The following is a 19,746-nucleotide window of genomic DNA, read 5'->3' on the forward strand; positions in this document are numbered from 1 at the left end:
CAAAAAAGCTTCCGTATCTAGAGGTATCCCTCTGCGCGGAAGCTTTTTTTCTTCATTTACGATCGATTAATGGCATATACAACAAATAAAACAATATCTAGCAAAATCATTACAACACCAAAAAGCAGCCAGACGTTTCCTTGAGTCTTCTTCTCTCCTTCTTGCATTTCAAACGCTCGAATAGCAAATACAATTCCAAGTGTAAACACAAGAAAAAACAGCTGACGGTAATCGAAGAACGACAGTACGACAAAAATTAAGGTAAAAAACACCATAATCATTTCTAAAATCCGATAAGGTTGCTTTTGACATGCTAATAAAAGTTTCATTTCTTGACCTACTTTCATCCCGTTCTTAATAGCGTTATTTTACTATTAATTTTAAATGAGATGTTAGCGTTTCGTGCACTGTTCACTGTTTTGTAACAAAGAAGCGTACGTTAGTTAAACGCACGCTTCTTTTTCATTCATTTACATTTGGATTCATTGGATTATCCATCCCTGTTTTATCTTGAATTTTTTTATAGATAAAATACGTGTAGACGGCAATTAAAATGGAGAATGCCCACGTAACAGCCTGACGGAATACAATCATGTTCCCGTACCCTTCTACTCCGTACTTTTGAATCAATACGTATTTTACAATTGCTAAAAATACATAGCGACCTGCGAACAGTACTGTAAGCCAGTTCATCATTTTGAATAAATCAGGCTGGTGGAAGAGTTTTAGAGAGTCTTCTCGCTTATAGCCCATTAAGTAAGCCGTATCTACAAAAAAGTACAAACCAATTGGCTTTTTTATCACAATGGTAAAAAGGACAACTACAGCCAGTCCAATCATAAAGTATACTTGATTGTTTAACATCGTTGCTGCGTTCCCTGAAATTAAATCAATAATAGTACGTGCCAGCAGCGTAATGACAATAAACAATCCTGTTACGTTAAACTGGCGATCTTTAATAAATGTATAAATGGTATACACAAATGCTGGTGCTGTTGAAAGCAAAATGGCATAGTAATCACCAATAATGTCTTTTCCTTGGTTCCATATTAGGTAAGGAATAGCGATATAAAAAAGTAAATCAAACCATACTCGTTTTGTATTGTTCATATATAACTCCTTTAAAAACGTTGTTCTTGCTATTATATGGGATACTACGCAAGAAAAAAAGGCTTTTACCTGGAATGTTATGAAATTTTAATCATTTGATGTTTAGATCCAGAGCGACAGGGAAAAAGATTTCTAGAAAGACTTTAAGAATCATAAACATCCAAACACTTGAGCAGCAATACATGTGCCACAAGTGAAAAATGCTGAAAGGATTGATTCATTATCGCACTTCACCTAACGTACACGTCAGAAATGGAAAAGGCCATGCAGCTTTCTCACGGCGTGGGGTATGCTGAATATAGCCGTAAACTAGACAAACGTCTACAGGTGGAAAAAGAACGAGAAAAAGATTATCAGGCTAGCAAAGATATACTGCGTGATATTAACCAGCATCGATAATAAAAAGCCGCTTGCTACTTTTGGTAGCAAGCGGCTTTTTATTTACAAATGAACCAAATTTATACATAATAAGGAAGTGCGTATACCAAAGAAAGGAACTTGCTTATTATGATGGAAAAATTACTGATTATTTGTGTGTTTGTAGGAATTATTCATATGATTGAAACACTAGCCTACTCTGTGAGGCTTGCGGGCTTAAAAACTGGAAAACTAGTCGTGGCTTTATCTCTTTTTAATATTATTGTCATTGTGTCAAGAACAGCTAATATGGTGCAAGCTCCGCTGACCGGTAAATTAGGAGATGCGGTTCAGTCTAAAGAAGATTTGCCCGTTCTGCTTCATCAGCTTCAAACTATCTTGCTCGCGGCTTCTATTGGTACAATCGCAGGTGCTCTTTTAATTCCTAGCTTTGTATCAATTTTCTCCCGAATGATTTCACATTTAGAAGTAGCGGGATCTGTACCCAAAATGATGAAAAACATTACTTCCATACATACGCTGGAAAAAGCAAAAAAACACGTGAAGCGTCCTAGGTGGATTATGCTGTCTCAGCTGCGAATAGGCGGAGTGCCCAAGCGGTTGCTTCTTTTAAATTTAATGGCTACGACCATTTATACAGTAGGTGTTCTTTCCACTCTTTATGCTTCTACGCTCGAGCCTACTCTTTCTAAATCAATTTTGATGTCTTCTGGTCTTATTAACGGACTAGCGATGATTACCCTTGCTGTGTTTGTAGATCCGCAAGTAGCCATTTTAACTGAAAAGGTAATGAAAGGTGAATCTACTAAGCAATCTATGAATAAAATGGTTGGTACACTCGTCATCTCTCGTTTGTGCGGGACAGTATGTGCCCAAATTCTCTTAGTACCTGCTGCTCTTTATATTGCATGGATTTGCAAATTAATCCCTTAGAAAAAAGACTTCGTTAAAGAAGTCTTTTTATACATATTCCACTTTTTTGTATCTATGAACAGCAGCGATTAAAAGAAAAAAACTGCTCATTAACGTAACAACTACGGTATAGGTGACACTTTGTGACCAATGCAATTGTTCAAGCAGACGAGCGGCGTATTGTGACAGCGCTGCAGGACTCCACTTTAATTGATTCGTAAACAAAGTACTCAAAAATGAAAGTAACGCAATGATCAAAATACTTACTCCAGCAATTCCTCCGATTTGTAAAAGAAATGTTCCAGCTGCCACTAAAACGGACAAGATAAAAATCAGCCACAGGCTGTATAAAAGAAAGCTAACTAGCATATGAGTCCAATCCACATATGAAAATAAAAGATTTGTATAATACCATGCTGCTATATAGCTTATAAACGTTGAGCCAATGACCAGTACGATTTGCGCAGCCCATTTACTCATAATGTATTGAATGACGCTCACCGGTCTCATCATAACAAGTATAGCAGCATGATTTTGTCGTTCATTTGAAATTATATTCATGCTTGCTAGTACAATCAGTAAAGTTCCTATTGTGCTATATTGTGAAAGGACACCTTGCATTACTTCTTGACCGGTGGGCGTAGGAAGTTGAATAATTGCTCCTTTTGGTAAATTCCCTGCCATGTTAATGATTTGTGGCATATAATAATTCGTTAAAGGCTGTGTGATGCCTAGTAAAATTAGAGAGATTGGCAGCCAAATTCCTTTGCCGTTCGCAAATAATTCATGCAGTTCCTTTTTAAATAAGACTCCAAATGTGTTCATTTGTTCATCACCTCTAGATACACATCTTCGAGAGAATGCTGTTTTCGTTCAAATAAAACAAGGTTTGCTTGTTGATCAACAAGCAGTTGAAGCAGTTGCTGCTGCTGAGATGTATCTTTTACACCTACAGTGGCTTTATAAGGAGAATGAAACAGCACCTGTTCACTTGGCAGACTGCTAAGTGATCCAGGGAGCCTTTCTTCTGTTTCAATCGTAAAAGCAGGAGTCGTAAACTCTTGGCGCAGCGAACTCTTTGTTCCATTCCATTTCATACGTCCGTTTTTAATCATAATAATGTTATCGCATATTTGTTCTGCATCATGCAAAATGTGAGTTGAAAAAAGGATGGTCGTATCTTTTTTTAATGTTTCGATAATCATTAGGACATCTTTTCTGCCTTCAGGATCTAAAGCCGAAACCGGTTCATCTAGAATTAGCAGTTCAGGTTTATGTAACAAGGCTTGCGCCAAGCCCAAACGTTGTTTCATTCCTCCAGAAAAGCCAGCAATTTTCTGCTTTTCCTTTCCTTTTAAACCTACAGTTTCAAGTACTTCATCTATTCGGTGGGAAAGCACATTTTTTGAAATGTTAGATAAAAGACCTAAAAAAGTTAAATACTGCTGAGGCGTCATCCAATTAAAAAACGTAGGATGCTGTGGCAGAAAGCCAATAAATGATCGTACGTCTTGATGCTGTTTATCTTCAAAAGAAATTTTCCCTTTATTAGGTGCAGTAAGACCTGCAATCATATGCAAAGTAGTCGTCTTACCTGCACCATTAGGGCCTAACAACGCTGCACATTTTCCCTTGTCGAGATTAAATGAAAGGTTATTCACAACAGTTATATTACGATACGCTTTTGTCAGTCTTTCTACTTGCATAAACATCTTAGTTCCACCTCACTGTTTTTTACGTCCTAAAACAAAATATAAAACAGGGCCAACTGTACTTACACATAAAATGATGAGTCCCCATAACCATTTTGGCCCGTTTGTCTCTTCTTGCTTTATGCAGCTTATCAATGCTGGAATCATTAAAAGCAATTGTAAGAATAGAATTGGAGCAATTAACAACCAGTTAATGTCCTTCATTTACATCCCCCTTTTTCTTCGTGCTGGCAGCCAAATAATAAAAAACCAATAAAACAGCGTTGGCATTGGAATTTGAATCAGTCCCCATATTCCCCAAAACCATGGATGAGCGCCGCGTTTTTTTGCATTGATAAAAAGTAGAAAGCTTTGAAGAAGGAGAAATGGTGAAATAAACAGCACAAGAATCCATTTTTCATTCATTATAAAAACATCTCCTTTTTTCGTTTATAGTGAAAGACGATAAAAGAAATAGGAGCAACAATGATCCCAATTACTTCAATGGCGATAAATAAGGCAGGTATTTGTAAAATAGCAGTTGCCATTACCGTTAAAATAACAAGTGCTGTTAATGTAAATAAACATAACTCTTTCCGGAAAGCTTTTTTCTGCTTTTGTTTTTGAATGAGAAGCTGTTCTTGAATTGCATGAAGAGAAATACGTTCATGACTTGCTAAACTCTCTAGCTGCTCCCAATCTTTTTTTAAAGAATGTAAGGACTGATTGTTATTTTCTTCTCTCATTCTTTCCACTCCTTTCTCAGTATGTTTACTCCTTTATTTACTCTTGATTTGACGGTTCCTGCTCGCATATTCAGCATATGGGCAATCTCATCGTATGTATATCCGTAATAATGTCGAAGCAAGACAGGAATTCGAAAGCGCGAATCGAGTTCGTTAAAATCGGAAAACATCTCGCTCCATTCCACTCCTTTGTATTTAGCTTTCCACTGAAGCTGGTGCGATAAAGACTGCTTTATTCGCTGGAGACTGCTTTTTTCCCGTTTTTGCTTACGCAAATAATCCATGTACAGTCTTGAAGCAATGGATATCATCCAAGTCGAAAACTTTGCTTCATTTTTGTATGAAGAAAGATTCACGTAACACTTCATCATTGCTTCCTGACACAATTCACTGCATAAGTCCTCATCTAATGTCAGCTTTAAAAGGTATTTATATAAAAATGAATGATAGCGCTGAAATAATAATGAAAAGGCATCATCATCACCTTGTAATGCTTTTTGGACAAGGATGAAATCATCTTGTTCCAAAGCGGTCACCCCTCCTTTTTGTTTCATCACCTATATGACGCTTTAGCGATTGAAATCGTTCATTTTTTATATAAAAAAAACGCCCAGCTGGACGTTTTTATTTAGTACGAAGTATTTTTAATCCTTCTTCATCTTCTTCTAAGGGATAGACTTCGTCGTTTTTAGCGAATAAAACACCGTGGAAGATTTGAAGGTCATCATCACAGGCTTCACAAAATTCCTTTTCGCCTTCGTTCCAAAAGCTAAAAAGCGCTAGTTCATCGCTACGCACGCTTGCATATTTTTGATGAAATTCATAAATCATCATCGCATAGTAGCGAAGCGCTTCTTCTTTTTTTTCAAATTCAATAGTTTCAATAATATCTTTTTCCCAGCCTTCTAAAAATAGCCAAGGTTCACAATCGCTTTTTATTTTATGAACTCTCCATTTATCTGTCATGATAGAACATCTCCTTACTTACAGCTTACTTCTAAAATTTCTCTTTTCCTTATTATTCAGCAAAAATAACTTTGAATCAAGTAAAACGGAAAAAACGCCTATTTTCAGGAAATAGACGCTAACAATGTGGCTTAATCTGAACTTCTCTTTTATATTAATAATAGCTCCTTAAACTATAAGGAACTAAACTGCCCGTATAATACTGGGTAATGGGAGGAAAAACGCCTGCTGAAGGCGTGATTTCCCCCACCAAGATGGTTTTTTGCCCCGCCAGTTGTCCATCGCTCCATCAGGTGAAACGACAAATCCAATTGGACGTGCAAACGAAGGCATAAAATACGGATAGAACGAATACTGAAAAGGCGTATAGAAAGAAGAGTAAAATATCTCTTTCTTTATCCGTTTCCGAATCCGTTTTGATCAGAACCATCGGGATCGAGCGTATTTGTATTAGAAAGTCCTGAATTTGTATTTACACAAATTCCTGTATTTGAAGACCCTGAACCTTGTGCAGTTTTACTGTTACTTTTTGGAGAAACATAGTACGTATCGCCAAACGTAACGACTCCTCCTGTAACGTTTGGAATCACTACATGATTAATAACAATCGGCATTATCCTCACCCTTTTTATTTTCATCATGATGTAATATATGAACGATTTATCAAAAGGGTTATACATTAATGGATATAAATAAAAAATCCCCCTGCAGAGTGGGGTATTTTTACGCTTTTACCTCTTTTTTAGAATGACTTAATTCATCTCGCAGAATATCAAAATCTCGTTCTGCTACTTCTTCAATTTTAGTATACAATTCCTTCTCTGTTAGAAGTCCTTTTTCTTCAAGTATTTCGACAAGAGCCTTAAACTTTATTCTAGATAAAAGCATTTCGTTTACGGTGCTCTCTGTTGGCTGTTCATTTTTCACTTGTTCTTTTGCTTTAACAGGTTCTTGCTGCAGCTTCACCCTGAAAACAATATTCGTATGATCTGTAATTTCAGGTGACTGATAAAATGTGCTATGCGAAATGTTTTTTAGTGTTAGCGTTTCTTTTGTCTCCATATTTGTTACTTCAAAATACGAATCCTCAAAAAATGCATCATATTTATCATAAGCTGCTTTGCCTACAACCGAAAAAGAAAAGTTTAGCCTTTTCAACTCTTCACCTGTATTCGCATCAGTAATCATTTTTTCTTCAAACATATCAACGTGAAAATTTACGTTATTAATCATTAGTTGTGTCAATTCAATCGCCTCCTTCTTTATTAATACGACACGGAGTGACATGTTCCCTGTTTTTTTATATAAAAAAACATCTCCCAAAAATGGGGATGTTTTTCAAGGAGCTAAAAAAATGCTCTTTTTTAGCTCTACAATTCTTCTTCTGCTTTGTCATATTTGCGTTCGTGTGCCGTATCTTCTTCGTTATCACGAATGGTTTTTTGGAGCACAAAAGCAGACATTGTTAAGTATAAAGTTCCAACGGCATAATAACCTTTTACCGGTAATGATGCATCTAAGGTATAAATTCCTATAAACATAGCTAATAGTGCTGTAATAAAAGCTGTCCATGCTAAAAATGTAAAAGCTGCTGTATTACGCTTTTTCATCGTATGACCTCCTCTTTTCCTTTTTCTGTTAAGCGTCGCTTTCATTTTACATTGTAAAATAATTGTTGTCATGGGTATTTATAGTCAGTTACCCTTTTAATCAGAACAAGAAACGGAAGAATTTGGGTCTTACATCCTGTTTTTATCATAAAGCTTTTTTTCGAAATGATTAGATATATGGAATTTTTCTTTAAAAGTATGTTCATTCGTTTTCATTAAGAAAAGCTCCAAGTAATTATTGTAATAAAAAAATCATCGCCGAGACGATGATTTTTTGTTTAGCCTTCAAAGTATTCTTTATAAAAGCCGCCGACTTGGCCAGTGTTATCAACAACAAAATAAAACTCTTCTGTTTCGTTTTTCACATCATATGTTTTTCCTGCTGTTAAGACATTTTCAACCACGAATTTTTTTGCATCTGTATGTATGCATTTTACTTGTTTAATTGTTGGACGATCGTTCCATTCTAAATGAATCATGTATGTACACTCCTTTGTTTTCATTCAAGATTCATTTTATCTTACTTGAAGTAAAAAAGAAACGGAGCGAATTTAAAAATTAAAAAATTCGCTCATGCACTTTTTTTTTGGCAACTGTTGCTTGTACAAACTGTGCCGTTTGTGCAACAATTGTGTCTTTATCAAAATCCATCGACGCAACATGGTAAGAGTTTCGAAGCATGTGCTGTCTTTTTTCTGCTGATTGAATATGGCTTAAGATATAAGCTGAATTCTCAGGCGGTACTACGTTATCAACTGTTGATGTTAGTACTAAAGCAGGGCACGTTACATAAGATAAGCGTTCTTTTGTTTCGTCCATTAAAGAAAGCAGCTCACGCATAGAGCGCACGGGTACTTTATCGTACGTAATTTCATGTACGTTTGGATCTTTAATATCAGGATGCTCTTCTTTTAAATAACGAGGCGTATGACGAGAGCGATAAGGCTCCATTGAAGGAATGGACGTCATAGCCGGATTGATTGCAATAACTCCGTCAAGGTCTAATCCTTGGCTTGCTGTATGAAAGGTAAGAGTGCCTCCCATGGACTGACCCAAGATAAATACATGACGGCATTCTTGCTTCAAACGCTGATACCCAGTTAAAAAGTCTTGCTTCCATTCCTGGTACGTTGTTTGTTCAATATCATAGTAGTGAGTACCATGTCCCGTTAGTCGTAAACCGTACACAGTAAAACCTTTTTCAGCTAATTCTTTTCCGATATATTCCATACTTTGAGGAGTCCCCATAAATCCATGAGAAACAAGTATACCAATGTCGTTGCCTTTATAATAAAAAGATTCTGCGCCTTGAATTACGTCATAACGTTCCATTTTCTTCACCCTTTATCACAAATTTTCTGACTAAATGAACTATCTTTATAATACACCTATAATTCCTATAAGTCAACTGGGGTATTTGTTTTTTTACGATTTAAAAAGAACGAAGCAAGAATTATCTCTTGCTTCGTTCTTTTTGGATATGTGGAAATACTAGCTCAGCAAACGTATATGCTTCTTCTAGATGCGGGTAGCCTGATAAAATAAATGTATCAATTCCTAGCTCTTTGTACTCTTTTAACCGATCCGCTACAATTTCAGGACTTCCAACAAGAGCAGTGCCAGCACCTTCTCGTGCTAAGCCAATTCCCGCCCATAGATTCGGAGCAATCTCCAGTGCACCTCTATCTTTTGTGCCGCTGTGCAAACTTGACTGTGTTTTTTGGGCAGTGGAGTCAAATGAGGCAAACTTATCTTGAAACGCTTTGATCGTATCATCATTAACATGTTTAATTAATTTATCTGCAGATTCCCACGCTTCGTCTTCCGATTCTCTTACAATAACGTGCAGGCGAATACCAAAGCGAATGTCCCTGCCTTCGTTTGCAGCTTTTTCTTTCATATCATCAATTTTTGTTTTAATCACCGCAGGCGGTTCTCCCCATAACAAATATACATCTGCATGCTTTGCTCCTACTTCTTTTCCTGCTGGAGAAGACCCGCCAAAGTACAGCGGAGGATACGGTTTTTGGATAGGAGGCGATGGAATGTACGCGCCTGTTACATCAACATACTCTCCTTTATAATCCACTTTTTTTCCTTCCATTACATCTCGCCAAATCGTTAAAAATTCATCTGTTAACTCATAGCGTTTATCGTGGCTTAAATAGTTACCGTACGTTGCTTGCTCCACGGGATCACCTCCCGTCACAATATTTAACATAAGTCGGCCGTTTGACATTTGATCAAATGTCGAAGCCATCCGTGCTGAAAGTGTTGGAGACATTACACCCGGGCGAAGTGCAATTAAAAACTTCAGTCGATTCGTAACGGAAGCAAGTGCCGATGCAATCACCCATGAATCTTCACAATTTGAACCAGTGGGCAACAAAGCGCCGTCATATCCTAGATAATCCAGTCCATGTGCGATTTGCTTTAAGTAGTGAATGTCGCTTGTTCTGCTTCCTTCGGTTGTGCCTAGATAATGTCCGTCGCCTGCTGTAGGGAAAAACCATAAGATGTTCATTTCTATTTCCTCCTAAATATTCTCGTATTCTATATAAAGCGTTTTCATATTGTTTGTTTAATTCTTGTCCGCTAATTATAGAGATGCATTTTTATAGTAGCGTATGTAATACGACTCTTTTTATTTATTAAATTAGTAAAATCATAATACCTCTTTAACCTATATGTCAAGTATGAATTGGAATAAAAAAAACAAGAATTAAAAGTAATTCTTGTTTGCTTTATTTCCTCATACGTGAAGCCATCGCGTTAGCAAGGGTTGATTTTGTTGATATATTTTCAAACGATAAACCTAAATGAGAAGCGGTAATCGCGATTTCAGGACGTACCCCAGAAATAGTTGATTCTACACCTATTAATTTTAATGCATCAATCAGCTGGAAAATCTGATGAGCAACCATCGTATCAACAATAACTACTCCTGAAATATCAATATAAAGGTGATTCACTTGCTGTTCAGCGCAGCGAGTTAACGTATTTTCTAAAATTCGGCGCGCTCTTGCTGTGTCGATATCCCCAACAAGCGGAAGAATCGCAATATGATCGCTTAATGGAATAACTGGCGAGCTCAGCTCATTGATCAGCTCTTTGTGTGCTTCAAGTAACCTCTTTGCATGCTGATGGTGCTCTTCTACAAATTTATAAACGGTGATATCAAACACGCGTACAATCAATTCGTTCCATTCGTCTAGTTCTTCTTGCGTAATATCTTGCTCGTACTCTTCTACAAATTGATTTAAATACGTTAAATACTGTTTTCTAACTCGGAAAAATTCTCGAATAATATAATGAATAGGCGTTCTTACATGCTCTCCGTCTTCCGCAATCTTTAAAATCCACGTTTCAAATGAATCAAAAAATTCTTTTTCACTTTTTATAAATACATCGGCTATGTATAAATGGAATTCATTATTTTGATCTTTTAATACTGAAATGACTTCCGGATGAGTAGATGCATAAACTGATTCTGGGTCATTGTCTTCAATGCTTTCATACCATTCTTCCGTCAGTTGATCCGCATGTTTTAAAAAAAACATTCGAAGTGCTTCATTTTTATTCAAAACGATTCCCCTTTCCATACCAGCTACTGCTATCATTATAATTCAACTTTTTCACCCTTACTAGTTTTATAAAAAGAGAAGAAAGAAAATTATTCTTTTAAATACGTGTAGTTTATGATTTTATGCTACATTGAAAATAGTTATAAAAACACAAAGGAGTTTTCAAATGATACGAACGTTAGCTCTTACGAACGATGACATACTTGTGAAGCATATACAATTAGGTCAGATTCACGATCCCTCTATTCAGTACTATTGGATTGACTTTAACTGCCCTTCTGAAGAAGAAGCGCTGCTGCTTCAATCATCCTTTCACTTTCATCCGTTAGCGATTGAAGATTGCTTTCATTTTCTGCAGCGCCCAAAACTCGATTATTATGAAGGATACAGTTTTTTTGTCCTTCATTCATTAAATCGTCAAACGTTAGAAGCTGAAGAAGTTGACCTTTTTATCGGCGGAAATTATATGGTTACTTTTCATTTTCACCCGTCAGCTGCAATTGATAAAGTATGGGAAAAGCTGCTTCATACACCTTCGATTCAAGAAAAAGGGATAAGCTATCTTGCGTATTCTGTGATGGATAAAGTGGTAGATGAATATTTCCCCACTGTATATCAGATTGAAGATGAGCTGAATGATATAGAAAACATAGATGCAAAAAAATCCATCTCTGTTTTAATGGAAGATGTATTCAAACTTCGAAGTGATTTGCTAAAAATCAGAAGAACCATTTTGCCCATGCGCGACTTATTGTACCGTGTTATAAATTCTGAACGCCTAGATGTTCATCCGGAACAAAAAAGGTATTTTAAAGATGTCTATGACCACTTATTAAAATTAGCCGATATGATTGAATCAAATCGGGAAATGACGTCTGATATGCGCGATAATTATCTTTCTCTTAATTCAAACCGGATGAATTCAATCATGATGACACTGACTGTTATTTCATCTATCTTTATTCCCCTTACCTTTATCGTTGGCGTATACGGAATGAATTTTGAAAATATGCCTGAGCTAAAGTGGCACTATGGCTATTTCTTTGTGCTTGGCTTCATGGGACTGATAACGCTGGGGTTAATTTTATGGTTCAAGCGAAAAGGCTGGTTTAATACTGATAAAGAGTAGAAAGATTGAGACATAACGAAATCAATCCAATGTAAAGACGAATGTAAAGACGAACAAATTGGATAAGTAAGCTAGTGCTGTCAATTTCCGCACAAGACTTCGCTTTCAGGGGGCGGCCAATGAGCCTCCTCTTCGCTTAGACTCCTGCGGGGTCTCACCTGTTCCGCTTTTCCCGCAGGAGTCTTTGCCTTGCCCTCCAATTAACAGCTATTACATACGGTAAATCTACGTTCACCATCACAATGAAAAAATCCGAACGAGTTGAATTCTCCGTTAAGAATCTCGATTGATCGTTCGGATCTTCCTTCACCGAAAATACGTCTGTCCCAGCTTCTTTTCTATGGGAAGGTAACTAGTTATTTCCCGAAAATATTCATAAAATAACGTGCTTACGTTTCTTTTTTGAAAAAGTTTCATAAGATAGTGAAAATAATGCTCAAAAAGGAGGCTGAAGTAGTGGATATTAAAGGCAAACACTTGCTAATGGATGCGTTCGAATGCGATGAAGGGATATTAAACGACCCCTCACTCTTAAGGAGAATTCTTGTTGAAGCTGCACTAGATGCAGAGATGGAAGTTTTGCACTGTTATTTTCACCAGTTTACGCCCCAAGGCATTACAGGCATTCTCGTATTAGCTACCTCTCACTTGTCTATTCATACGTGGCCGGAGGAAAACTACGCTTCATTAGATTTTTATACGTGCGGAGACAAAAAAATAATTGAAATTGGTTATGCGTTGCTGAAGCAATTAGCTTCAAAAAAAGCTGTTGTGTATTCGATTTCTCGCGGAATTCAATACGCCGAAACTCCAACAAAAAATCGTCAGCATGCTGAAAACACTCGTCTTCTCAATCGTGGAGATGACTCAGATCACGTTAGTCTAAAGCAACTCTTATCAGGCCAGCATGACATTTTGTTTCATCAAAAAAACCGTATTCAAGATATTCAGCTGATTAAAGCATCGGATATTCGAATGTATTTGGATGAACAGCTGCAATTTAGTTCATTGGATGAACATGCGTACCATGAAGCTCTTGTACACCCTATCTTTGCAGCTTCCTTACGTCCTCACCGCATTCTTATTCTAGGCGGTGGAGATGGTTTAGCTTTACGAGAAGTCCTTAAATATAAAGAAGTTAAAGAAATAGACCTTGTGGAAATAGATGCTGACGTTGTAAATGCTGCGATGAATGTAGAAGAATTAAAGAAGTTAAATCAACGCTCATTTGAAGATTCTCGTGTCACCGTTCATATTCAAGATGCTGTTGACTACCTCTCTTTGAATTCAGCGTGTTATGACATCATCATTATTGACTTTCCTGATCCTACTAACAAAAAAATAAGTGCTCTTTATACAAAAGAATTTTACGCACTTCTCCATCGTTCACTATCGCGCAGCGGCTTGGTCGTATGTCAGTCAAATTCTCCTAGAGACACACCTATCGTTTTTTGGAGCATTAATAAGACGATGAAAGCTTCTCAGTTTTATACGTTGAGCTACCACACCATTATTCCTTCTTTTGGAGATTGGGGTTTTCACATCGGCTCGAAAACACCTTTGTCTGCCCCTATACTCTCTACTGATGTTTCATCTACTACGCTGCCGTCAGACTTTACTAAGTTAATGCGTTTTTCTCCCCATTCTCTTTCCAAAAAACAGTTTGCAGTTGTGAACTCTGCTGAGCACTTGGTTCTGCATAAAATATTTAAAAAAGAAGGCTTATATTTGTAAAAAAGGAAAGCTTGGCTTATACATTCCTTTTCTTTTGACATACTAAAACAGTCTCGTCACCACTGTGCAATAGAAAGGATTGTTATGAGAAAAATTTCGATTTTTGTTATCTTAGTGCTAACTGTTATTTTCCCTTCCCCCGCTTTTAGCCAAGTGAAAGTGCCTGTCTTGATTTACCATTCTATTGATGCCTACACAGGCCACGGGGAAAAAGAACTGTATGTGACGCCTGAAAATTTTGAGAAACAACTTCTTTATCTTAAAAAGCAAGGATATACGCCGCTAACATTTGAAAAATGGCAGGAACTAAAGCATGTGAAAAAACCTATATTTATTACATTTGACGATGGATATAAAAATAATCTTACTATCTTGCCCATTTTTCAAAGAGCAGCCAGCCCTCAATTTCATCCAGCGGCTACAATTTTTGTGATTTCAGATTTTATCGGCCGTCCCAACCGTTTGTCGCCAGCGGATTTAAAAAAATTTGTTGATTCAGGATTTTTTTCTATTCAGTCTCATACCGCTACTCATCCGGATTTAACTAAGACGAAAAATTTATCCTACGAGCTAGCTGATTCAAAACGAAAAATTGAAGCCATTACGAGCCAGCCCGTTATTGCTCTTGCTTACCCTTACGGAAAGGTCAATAGCCGCGTAGTGGAAGAAACAAAAAAGAATTATACATTTGGCCTTTCAACGATTCCAAAATCTTTCACTGAGAGCGGACAAAAAAATGAAAACTATCTTATTCCCCGTCTTTACGTCACGTATTCTACAACGATTGAAGATTTTGCTAAGCTATTAAAAGAAAGCTAAAAACCCTTTCTTTTAAGGAAAGGGTTTTTAGAATTTTGTTATTTCTAGTCCTCGCTCTTGCTGCCATTCAGCATAAAAAACTTCGCTGTATTTTTTAATTTTCTTGATTGCAAGCTGTTTTTTCAACCATTTTTCATCTACGTTTGCTTCTTTCAAATTACCAGGCACTACTTTTCCATCCATGATTAAGGCAATAGGTAAATTGGTTTGAGAATAAGGGATATTTAAATCATTTTTCGTCGGAGGGCCGAATTCGTGTTTAGGAGCGACGCTCACCTCTCCATTTGTTTCTAAAATGACGTATTCTGCTTCATACAGTGAAAAATACCCTTGCTGTCTCATTAGATGCTGAAGCTGATTCAAGTCCAAGTTGTTTTTCTTAAGCTCTTTATAAAGGATTTTCCCTTTATAAATAATCATTGAAGGCTTTCCTTCAAGAATCCCTCTAAATCCTGTAAAGGTTTGAGATAGCTTTGTCACTGCGTAGATCAGAAGCCCCCAAATCAAAACGCTATAAAGAATTTCAGTTAACTCTACTCCTTTTTCAAGAGCTGCGTCCCCCACAATATTTCCCAGGACAAGCGTGGTAATAAAGTCAAACGGGGTGATTTGAGCAAACTGCGTCTTACCTAAAAGCTTCAGCATAATAAATAGCGCTAAAAATCCACATATCAGTTCAATCGCAATATCTTTATACATCGATACCCTTCCTCTATAGCAAGCATGTTATAGTATCAGTTTGTATCATATGTGAGAGTGATAAACCTGACTTTTCATTTTTCTTTCCTTCTTTCTCCAGTTATAGAACTTTTGATTAAGCTTTTTTCTTACTTGCATAGGTTTCTAACGTTGCATATTGATTAAAAATGGATGCATCTGCTTTTTTCCCTACATACCTAAGGTGCCATGGTTCGTATTTATAGCCGGTAACCTGTTCTTCACCTTCAGGGTATCGAATAATGAATCCGTATTGGTACGCATTTTTTGAAAGCCAATGAGCCTCTGATGTAGCAGCAAAGCAGTCTGCGGCAGCACACATTCCGCTTCCTCCCGTGACATCGATTGCTAGTCCCGTTTCGTGTTCACTTGTTCCAGGGTAGGCGCTATAGGTGCGTGCTTGTTCTTCTCCGTCTCGCTTTGCGTAAAATGCAAAAAGCTCTTTTTGACGCTCGTGAGATCGATAACCGGATACACCAAGTAAGCTGATTCCCTCTTTTTCAGCATCTCGGAAAAGTTCTTCAAGCGCTTGTGCTGCAGGCTTTCTAAGCATTCGTTTTTCTATTTTTTCGTTGAAGATAAACGGAACGTCGGCATAGACTAAATCGGAAGGCTGATAGGATTCAGGAAGCTGATGCTTTTTATTAACTAAAGCTGTAACCGATTCTGGATTGGCTATTACCACTGTTTCGTCTACTTGAGCCTGTCCATTTTTTGTAAATTCTCTAGCAGGCTTTGATGAAGAATTGTTTGTGCCGCACCCTGCTATCATCAGCGTAAAAGCTAAAGAACAAATGAATAAAAAGTATTTCATGATGTCTTACTCCTTTCAAGCGGCTTTTGATGCGCTACAAAAGCCTATAAAGAAAGGATAAAATATAAATGTTTCTGTCTGTTATTCAGTTGTTTCAAACTTGTAAACACTCTAAAAAAAGTAAGGTGTGAAAAAAATAGAAATAGACTGCCTAAGCAGTCTATTTCAAAAAGATAATATACGTATGAACTTGATTTTGCGTAAAGCTCGATGCAACTAGTTTATTTCCTGATTGACTCCAAGCAAGCTGATCAGCGGCATAGTCTAAATTTACGTTTAAGTGTGTAACATCTCCTGTTAATCCATCTGCTATGAATATCCCTTTATCTCCCTCTTTTTCAGAAATAAAGTTATAGGCTAATTTCGAACCGTCGGGAGACCAGCTTACGCCAAAAATTTGAGTGGACAGAGCAAGCTGAAAGGCCTCTGATCCTTTTAAATCTGTGATAGACAACGTTCTCGTTTGGGCATCTTTTTGCTGAACGAGTGCTAATTGTTTTCCGTTTGGAGACGGGATAATAGAACTCACATTATCTCGGATTTTTTCAGGGTTCGTCTGTTCGTTATGAAGAAAAAAAAGCTGGTTGTTTACACCAATATAATAAATGCCACCTATTCCTTTAACTGCATCTAAGATTCGATCGTCTCTGTGCAACAGAGGTTCTGCTTCTCCTTTTACATTTGCTTTAGAAAGCTTTCCTTCCATTGTAATAAACATTACTTCTGAATTATTAAGCCACTCTCCGCTTGATGGATAGAGAAGAACATTCTTTATTTTAACCGTTTTTTTTGTTTGAAGGTTCATTATATAACCAAATGTATCTTCGCCTTTTGCTACTTTATAAAAAAGATAATCACCATTCGGAGAAAGCTTCGCCGCATGTTGAATTTCATTGCTTGGATGCAACACAAAAGTAGACTTGTTTTTTAGATTATAAGTAGCTAGATTCTGTGCATATACCTCTTTGGGACCGAAATCGTGCGAACGAAATTGTTTATTTTCTTTACTAACAATCATTGTGTTTTCATTTAAAAATTGAAACGCCCTTACGCCGTTAATATCCTGAACATCTTTCACTTCTATTTTTCCATCTTTATCTACTTGGTCCAATATAGTAATTTTCTTGTCGGGTTTTTCAACGGTTTCTCTATGGCTTTCTTTTTGTCCGCATGATGTTAAAATAAGAAAAGTGCTTGCTATACATATCATTAATCTATACCGTTTCAATAACGGTTCACTCCTTTTAGCTAACTCATTTCTCTGGTTTCAAAGGAAACGACACTTTGAAAATCGTCCATTTAGAGTCAGAATGATGCAGCCTGATAACGCCTTTTTGTTTTTCAGTTAAATCTTTGGCTAATGCTAAGCCAAGGCCTGTACCTCCGGATAAACGCGACCGATCTTTATTTACGGTGAAAAATGGTTGAAATAATTTCTCTTCTGCTTCGGGTGGAATCCCTATTCCGGTGTTAGCTACATCCACAATAATAGAATTCTCTAAAGTGTAAGACGTTACTTCCACTTTTCCGCCTGGTTCATTATATTTAATAGCATTGTCAATTAAATTGATAAAAATGTGTATTAAACTTTCACGATCAGCCCAAACAACTGCTTCTTTAATATTTGTATGAAGAGTCAAATCAAATTTAGCTGCTTTTCCTTTCATACGATCGCATATGTCTTCTAGAAGCCGCTTCAATTCAACTTGCTCTGGCCGCTGCTCGAAATCATATTTTTCAAGCGCTGAAAGCTTTAAGATTTTATCTACCATTTCATGAAGGCGATTCGTCTCTTTACGAATATTCTGCACGCCGTCTTCCATAAGCTGAGGATCATCTCGATACATATCAAGTAAGTCAACATAAGCTTTGATCGATGTTAAAGGCGTCTTAAATTCGTGGCTGATGTTACCGATAAACTGCTTTTGCTGCTGTTCAAGAGACTGCAGTTTCGAAATAGCAAACTCAAGCTTTCTTTTTTCTTCATTCATTTGATCGATATTTTTTTCAATCGACGTACTCATAAAAAACAAGCCTTGACTGAGCTCTCCAAGTTCATCGCGTCGTTTGAACGGTACATCAGTTAAATAATGGCCTTTTCGAATCTGCTGTGAAGTTTTTTGAAGCGTAGCGATGAGCGAAGCAATGCGGTAAAAATAAGCGTAGCCAATTAAAAAAGCTACTGCTGCTGCAATCATTCCTCCCATACGAAATAAGTGCCTAATATCAGCTATAAACTGCTGATTATTTTTTAGGGAATGGTCAAAACGAATGGCTCCAATAAATTGATTATCGATTGACACAGGTGCGAAGTAAATAAGGGAAGAACCCGAGATTTGATAGGCTATTTTTCCTTTCAAAGCATAGCTAAGCGTATCAGAAACATCCACATCTTTTTGGCCGATGGGAATAGAGCTTCCTGCTTCCTGTCCTTTTTGATTATATAGGACTGTTTGCATTCCGCTTTGTGATGCAATCGAAGATGCAAGGCGCTGTCCTTTTTGCTGAAGAAAAGAATCTGTATTCAGAGACGGGTCACCGGTTACATAACTTTGATGAATCGTCTGCTCGGCTGCTTTGCTTTTTTGAATAAGTTCACTTTCTAGCTGATCACGCTGATTTGTCTCAATTCCTTTTAACACAAGTACGCTCAGTACAGTTACTGTTAAAATAATTAAAAAAGCAAGAACGAGTCCCATCTTAGCTTTTAGGCTGATTTTCATTCATTGATCCCTGCTGTCGCTTTATATCCAACCCCGTATACCGTTTGAAGCAAATAAGGCTCTGCTTCTCCTACTTTTTTTCGAAGGCGCTGCATGTGAATATCTACCGTACGTGTACCGCCTGCATAATCCATTCCCCAGACAAGATCTAGTAAATCTTCTCGTGTGTACACTCTCTCTAAATTGGCAAGTAATAAAGCAATAAGATCAAACTCCTTTGGTGTAAGCTTAACTAACTCATTGGCAACATGTAACGTGCGCTGAATTAAGTTCACCTTCACTTTTCCCACCGTGATTTCTCCCACAGCTTCAGGAGCTTCATTTTTTTCCATTCGCCGAACAAGTGCTTTAGCTCTAGCTACAAGTTCTCTTACGTCAAAAGGCTTGGTCATGTAATCATCTGCGCCTAACTCTAAGCCTAGAACTTTATCGACGATATCATTTTTAACTGTTAACAAGATAATCCCCATTCCTCTTCGATTCTCAAGTTTTCGGCATACTTCATAGCCGGTTAATTTCGGCATCATCACATCCAATATCATCACGGCAGGTTGAAAGCTTTTTACTTTTTCAAGTGCTTCTTCACCGTCAGATGCGGTGTCTACAATATATCCTTCGCGCTTGAAAGCATAGGATACTGCTGTAGCAATACTTTTTTCATCATCAACTACTAAAATCTTTTTATTCAATGTATCACGTACTTTCATTTGATATTTCTATTCGTCTATCTTATCAAACAGCTTTCCCAAAAACATCTCCAAGTTGTTTCGAAATTGTAAACAAAAATAAAAACACCATATAAGATGGCGTTTT

Annotated in this window: 26 protein-coding genes; 5 read left to right on the forward strand and 21 right to left on the reverse strand. The window is 37.1% G+C overall.

All coding sequences use genetic code 11. The annotated features are described in order from the left end of the window. Nucleotides 1–56 precede the first annotated feature (56 nt). Nucleotides 57–329, reverse strand: a complete 273-nt coding sequence (locus BG04_RS26545) for a hypothetical protein (protein ID WP_016764608.1) — start codon at nt 327–329, stop codon at nt 57–59. Nucleotides 330–462: 133 nt separating this feature from the next. Continuing rightward, complete coding sequence (locus BG04_RS26550; RefSeq protein WP_013057564.1) at nt 463–1,110, reverse strand: VC0807 family protein; 648 nt, start codon at nt 1,108–1,110, stop codon at nt 463–465. A 252-nt stretch (nt 1,111–1,362) separates the two neighbouring features. On the opposite strand from BG04_RS26550, the gene BG04_RS30675 reads away from it, so the two are divergent. Further along, a complete protein-coding gene (locus tag BG04_RS30675) occupies nt 1,363–1,509 on the forward strand; it encodes a YuzK family famiily protein (protein WP_014459567.1) in 147 nt (48 codons plus the stop codon). 108 nt (nt 1,510–1,617) lie between these two features. Continuing rightward, a complete protein-coding gene (locus BG04_RS26555) occupies nt 1,618–2,421 on the forward strand; it encodes a lipid II flippase Amj family protein (protein ID WP_016764609.1) in 804 nt (267 codons plus the stop codon). Between the two features lie 27 nt (nt 2,422–2,448). Here BG04_RS26555 and BG04_RS26560 read toward each other — a convergent pair whose 3' ends face one another. The 14 genes from BG04_RS26560 to BG04_RS26625 form a co-directional block, all read right to left on the reverse strand. Then, a complete protein-coding gene (locus BG04_RS26560; protein ID WP_034651014.1) occupies nt 2,449–3,225 on the reverse strand; it encodes an ABC transporter permease in 777 nt (258 codons plus the stop codon). Further along, a complete protein-coding gene (locus BG04_RS26565) occupies nt 3,222–4,112 on the reverse strand; it encodes an ABC transporter ATP-binding protein (protein ID WP_034651012.1) in 891 nt (296 codons plus the stop codon). The genes BG04_RS26560 and BG04_RS26565 overlap by 4 nt, the downstream gene beginning before the upstream one ends. 12 nt (nt 4,113–4,124) lie before the next feature. Beyond that, nucleotides 4,125–4,316: a PLD nuclease N-terminal domain-containing protein gene (locus BG04_RS26570; protein ID WP_013057569.1), complete on the reverse strand. Its 192-nt coding sequence runs from the start codon at nt 4,314–4,316 to the stop codon at nt 4,125–4,127. Continuing rightward, nucleotides 4,317–4,517 carry a hypothetical protein gene (locus BG04_RS26575; RefSeq protein WP_013057570.1) on the reverse strand — a complete coding sequence of 67 codons (201 nt, stop codon included), beginning with the start codon at nt 4,515–4,517 and terminating at the stop codon, nt 4,317–4,319. Beyond that, on the reverse strand, nt 4,517–4,837 hold the full coding sequence (locus tag BG04_RS26580; RefSeq protein ID WP_016764613.1) for a YxlC family protein: 321 nt from the start codon (nt 4,835–4,837) through the stop codon (nt 4,517–4,519). Before BG04_RS26580 ends, BG04_RS26575 begins: the two co-directional genes overlap by 1 nt. Next, nucleotides 4,834–5,364, reverse strand: coding sequence for an RNA polymerase sigma factor SigY (gene sigY / locus BG04_RS26585; protein WP_013057572.1), 531 nt, complete (start codon nt 5,362–5,364; stop codon nt 4,834–4,836). The genes BG04_RS26580 and sigY overlap by 4 nt, the downstream gene beginning before the upstream one ends. 97 nt (nt 5,365–5,461) lie before the next feature. After that, nucleotides 5,462–5,803: a DUF1033 family protein gene (locus BG04_RS26590; protein WP_013083686.1), complete on the reverse strand. Its 342-nt coding sequence runs from the start codon at nt 5,801–5,803 to the stop codon at nt 5,462–5,464. A 395-nt stretch (nt 5,804–6,198) separates the two neighbouring features. Beyond that, nucleotides 6,199–6,417 carry a spore germination protein gene (locus BG04_RS26595; protein WP_013083687.1) on the reverse strand — a complete coding sequence of 73 codons (219 nt, stop codon included), beginning with the start codon at nt 6,415–6,417 and terminating at the stop codon, nt 6,199–6,201. Nucleotides 6,418–6,526: 109 nt separating this feature from the next. Then, entirely contained in the window at nt 6,527–7,048 is a 522-nt protein-coding gene (locus BG04_RS26600) for a hypothetical protein (RefSeq protein ID WP_034651004.1), read from the reverse strand. A gap of 125 nt (nt 7,049–7,173) precedes the next feature. After that, on the reverse strand, nt 7,174–7,413 hold the full coding sequence (locus BG04_RS26605) for a YiaA/YiaB family inner membrane protein (RefSeq protein ID WP_013057577.1): 240 nt from the start codon (nt 7,411–7,413) through the stop codon (nt 7,174–7,176). 278 nt (nt 7,414–7,691) lie between these two features. Beyond that, the gene (locus tag BG04_RS26610) at nt 7,692–7,892 is read right to left on the reverse strand and encodes a DUF6501 family protein (protein WP_013057578.1); all 201 of its coding nucleotides are present in this window, start codon (nt 7,890–7,892) and stop codon (nt 7,692–7,694) included. A 79-nt stretch (nt 7,893–7,971) separates the two neighbouring features. Continuing rightward, entirely contained in the window at nt 7,972–8,745 is a 774-nt protein-coding gene (locus BG04_RS26615; RefSeq protein ID WP_034651000.1) for an alpha/beta hydrolase, read from the reverse strand. A 121-nt stretch (nt 8,746–8,866) separates the two neighbouring features. After that, complete coding sequence (gene ssuD, locus BG04_RS26620; RefSeq protein WP_034650998.1) at nt 8,867–9,937, reverse strand: FMNH2-dependent alkanesulfonate monooxygenase; 1,071 nt, start codon at nt 9,935–9,937, stop codon at nt 8,867–8,869. A gap of 220 nt (nt 9,938–10,157) precedes the next feature. Then, nucleotides 10,158–11,033, reverse strand: coding sequence for an STAS domain-containing protein (locus tag BG04_RS26625; RefSeq protein WP_080743169.1), 876 nt, complete (start codon nt 11,031–11,033; stop codon nt 10,158–10,160). 130 nt (nt 11,034–11,163) lie between these two features. On the opposite strand from BG04_RS26625, the gene corA reads away from it, so the two are divergent. From corA to BG04_RS26640, 3 genes are all read left to right on the forward strand, one after another. Beyond that, nucleotides 11,164–12,126, forward strand: coding sequence for a magnesium/cobalt transporter CorA (gene corA, locus BG04_RS26630; protein WP_034650996.1), 963 nt, complete (start codon nt 11,164–11,166; stop codon nt 12,124–12,126). 456 nt (nt 12,127–12,582) lie between these two features. Then, nucleotides 12,583–13,860, forward strand: a complete 1,278-nt coding sequence (locus BG04_RS26635; protein ID WP_034650992.1) for a polyamine aminopropyltransferase — start codon at nt 12,583–12,585, stop codon at nt 13,858–13,860. Between the two features lie 84 nt (nt 13,861–13,944). Continuing rightward, entirely contained in the window at nt 13,945–14,679 is a 735-nt protein-coding gene (locus tag BG04_RS26640) for a polysaccharide deacetylase family protein (RefSeq protein WP_051975581.1), read from the forward strand. A gap of 27 nt (nt 14,680–14,706) precedes the next feature. Here the strand turns inward: BG04_RS26640 and BG04_RS26645 are convergent, their stop codons facing one another. From BG04_RS26645 to BG04_RS26665, 5 genes are all read right to left on the reverse strand, one after another. After that, nucleotides 14,707–15,378, reverse strand: coding sequence for a DUF421 domain-containing protein (locus BG04_RS26645; protein WP_013057585.1), 672 nt, complete (start codon nt 15,376–15,378; stop codon nt 14,707–14,709). A gap of 115 nt (nt 15,379–15,493) precedes the next feature. Beyond that, nucleotides 15,494–16,210 (reverse strand): M15 family metallopeptidase, encoded by a 717-nt coding sequence (locus tag BG04_RS26650; protein ID WP_034650990.1) that lies wholly within the window; start codon nt 16,208–16,210, stop codon nt 15,494–15,496. Nucleotides 16,211–16,370: 160 nt separating this feature from the next. Next, on the reverse strand, nt 16,371–17,438 hold the full coding sequence (locus BG04_RS26655) for a TolB family protein (RefSeq protein ID WP_034650988.1): 1,068 nt from the start codon (nt 17,436–17,438) through the stop codon (nt 16,371–16,373). A 25-nt stretch (nt 17,439–17,463) separates the two neighbouring features. Continuing rightward, complete coding sequence (locus BG04_RS26660) at nt 17,464–18,933, reverse strand: sensor histidine kinase (RefSeq protein ID WP_034650986.1); 1,470 nt, start codon at nt 18,931–18,933, stop codon at nt 17,464–17,466. Continuing rightward, nucleotides 18,930–19,622, reverse strand: a complete 693-nt coding sequence (locus BG04_RS26665; RefSeq protein WP_034655080.1) for a response regulator transcription factor — start codon at nt 19,620–19,622, stop codon at nt 18,930–18,932. Before BG04_RS26665 ends, BG04_RS26660 begins: the two co-directional genes overlap by 4 nt. Nucleotides 19,623–19,746 lie beyond the last annotated feature (124 nt).

Origin of the sequence: Priestia megaterium NBRC 15308 = ATCC 14581, from assembly GCF_000832985.1 — a bacterium.
In the GTDB taxonomy this organism is placed as follows: domain Bacteria; phylum Bacillota; class Bacilli; order Bacillales; family Bacillaceae_H; genus Priestia; species Priestia megaterium.

What these genes read in the sequence shown, in the direction of transcription:
- BG04_RS26550 (WP_013057564.1), bottom strand. Translation starts at nt 1,110, where the DNA reads ATGAACAATACAAAACGAGTATGGTTTGATTTACTTTTTTATATCGCT.
- BG04_RS26555 (WP_016764609.1), top strand. Translation starts at nt 1,618, where the DNA reads ATGATGGAAAAATTACTGATTATTTGTGTGTTTGTAGGAATTATTCAT.
- BG04_RS26615 (WP_034651000.1), bottom strand. Translation starts at nt 8,745, where the DNA reads ATGGAACGTTATGACGTAATTCAAGGCGCAGAATCTTTTTATTATAAA.
- BG04_RS26640 (WP_051975581.1), top strand. Translation starts at nt 13,945, where the DNA reads ATGAGAAAAATTTCGATTTTTGTTATCTTAGTGCTAACTGTTATTTTC.
- BG04_RS26580 (WP_016764613.1), bottom strand. Translation starts at nt 4,837, where the DNA reads ATGAGAGAAGAAAATAACAATCAGTCCTTACATTCTTTAAAAAAAGAT.
- BG04_RS26660 (WP_034650986.1), bottom strand. Translation starts at nt 18,933, where the DNA reads ATGAAAATCAGCCTAAAAGCTAAGATGGGACTCGTTCTTGCTTTTTTA.
- ssuD (WP_034650998.1), bottom strand. Translation starts at nt 9,937, where the DNA reads ATGAACATCTTATGGTTTTTCCCTACAGCAGGCGACGGACATTATCTA.
- BG04_RS26650 (WP_034650990.1), bottom strand. Translation starts at nt 16,210, where the DNA reads ATGAAATACTTTTTATTCATTTGTTCTTTAGCTTTTACGCTGATGATA.
- BG04_RS26610 (WP_013057578.1), bottom strand. Translation starts at nt 7,892, where the DNA reads ATGATTCATTTAGAATGGAACGATCGTCCAACAATTAAACAAGTAAAA.
- BG04_RS26605 (WP_013057577.1), bottom strand. Translation starts at nt 7,413, where the DNA reads ATGAAAAAGCGTAATACAGCAGCTTTTACATTTTTAGCATGGACAGCT.
- BG04_RS26590 (WP_013083686.1), bottom strand. Translation starts at nt 5,803, where the DNA reads ATGACAGATAAATGGAGAGTTCATAAAATAAAAAGCGATTGTGAACCT.
- BG04_RS26570 (WP_013057569.1), bottom strand. Translation starts at nt 4,316, where the DNA reads ATGAAGGACATTAACTGGTTGTTAATTGCTCCAATTCTATTCTTACAA.
- BG04_RS26645 (WP_013057585.1), bottom strand. Translation starts at nt 15,378, where the DNA reads ATGTATAAAGATATTGCGATTGAACTGATATGTGGATTTTTAGCGCTA.
- BG04_RS26560 (WP_034651014.1), bottom strand. Translation starts at nt 3,225, where the DNA reads ATGAACACATTTGGAGTCTTATTTAAAAAGGAACTGCATGAATTATTT.
- BG04_RS30675 (WP_014459567.1), top strand. Translation starts at nt 1,363, where the DNA reads ATGGAAAAGGCCATGCAGCTTTCTCACGGCGTGGGGTATGCTGAATAT.
- BG04_RS26545 (WP_016764608.1), bottom strand. Translation starts at nt 329, where the DNA reads ATGAAACTTTTATTAGCATGTCAAAAGCAACCTTATCGGATTTTAGAA.
- corA (WP_034650996.1), top strand. Translation starts at nt 11,164, where the DNA reads ATGATACGAACGTTAGCTCTTACGAACGATGACATACTTGTGAAGCAT.
- BG04_RS26595 (WP_013083687.1), bottom strand. Translation starts at nt 6,417, where the DNA reads ATGCCGATTGTTATTAATCATGTAGTGATTCCAAACGTTACAGGAGGA.
- BG04_RS26575 (WP_013057570.1), bottom strand. Translation starts at nt 4,517, where the DNA reads ATGAATGAAAAATGGATTCTTGTGCTGTTTATTTCACCATTTCTCCTT.
- BG04_RS26625 (WP_080743169.1), bottom strand. Translation starts at nt 11,033, where the DNA reads ATGATAGCAGTAGCTGGTATGGAAAGGGGAATCGTTTTGAATAAAAAT.
- BG04_RS26565 (WP_034651012.1), bottom strand. Translation starts at nt 4,112, where the DNA reads ATGTTTATGCAAGTAGAAAGACTGACAAAAGCGTATCGTAATATAACT.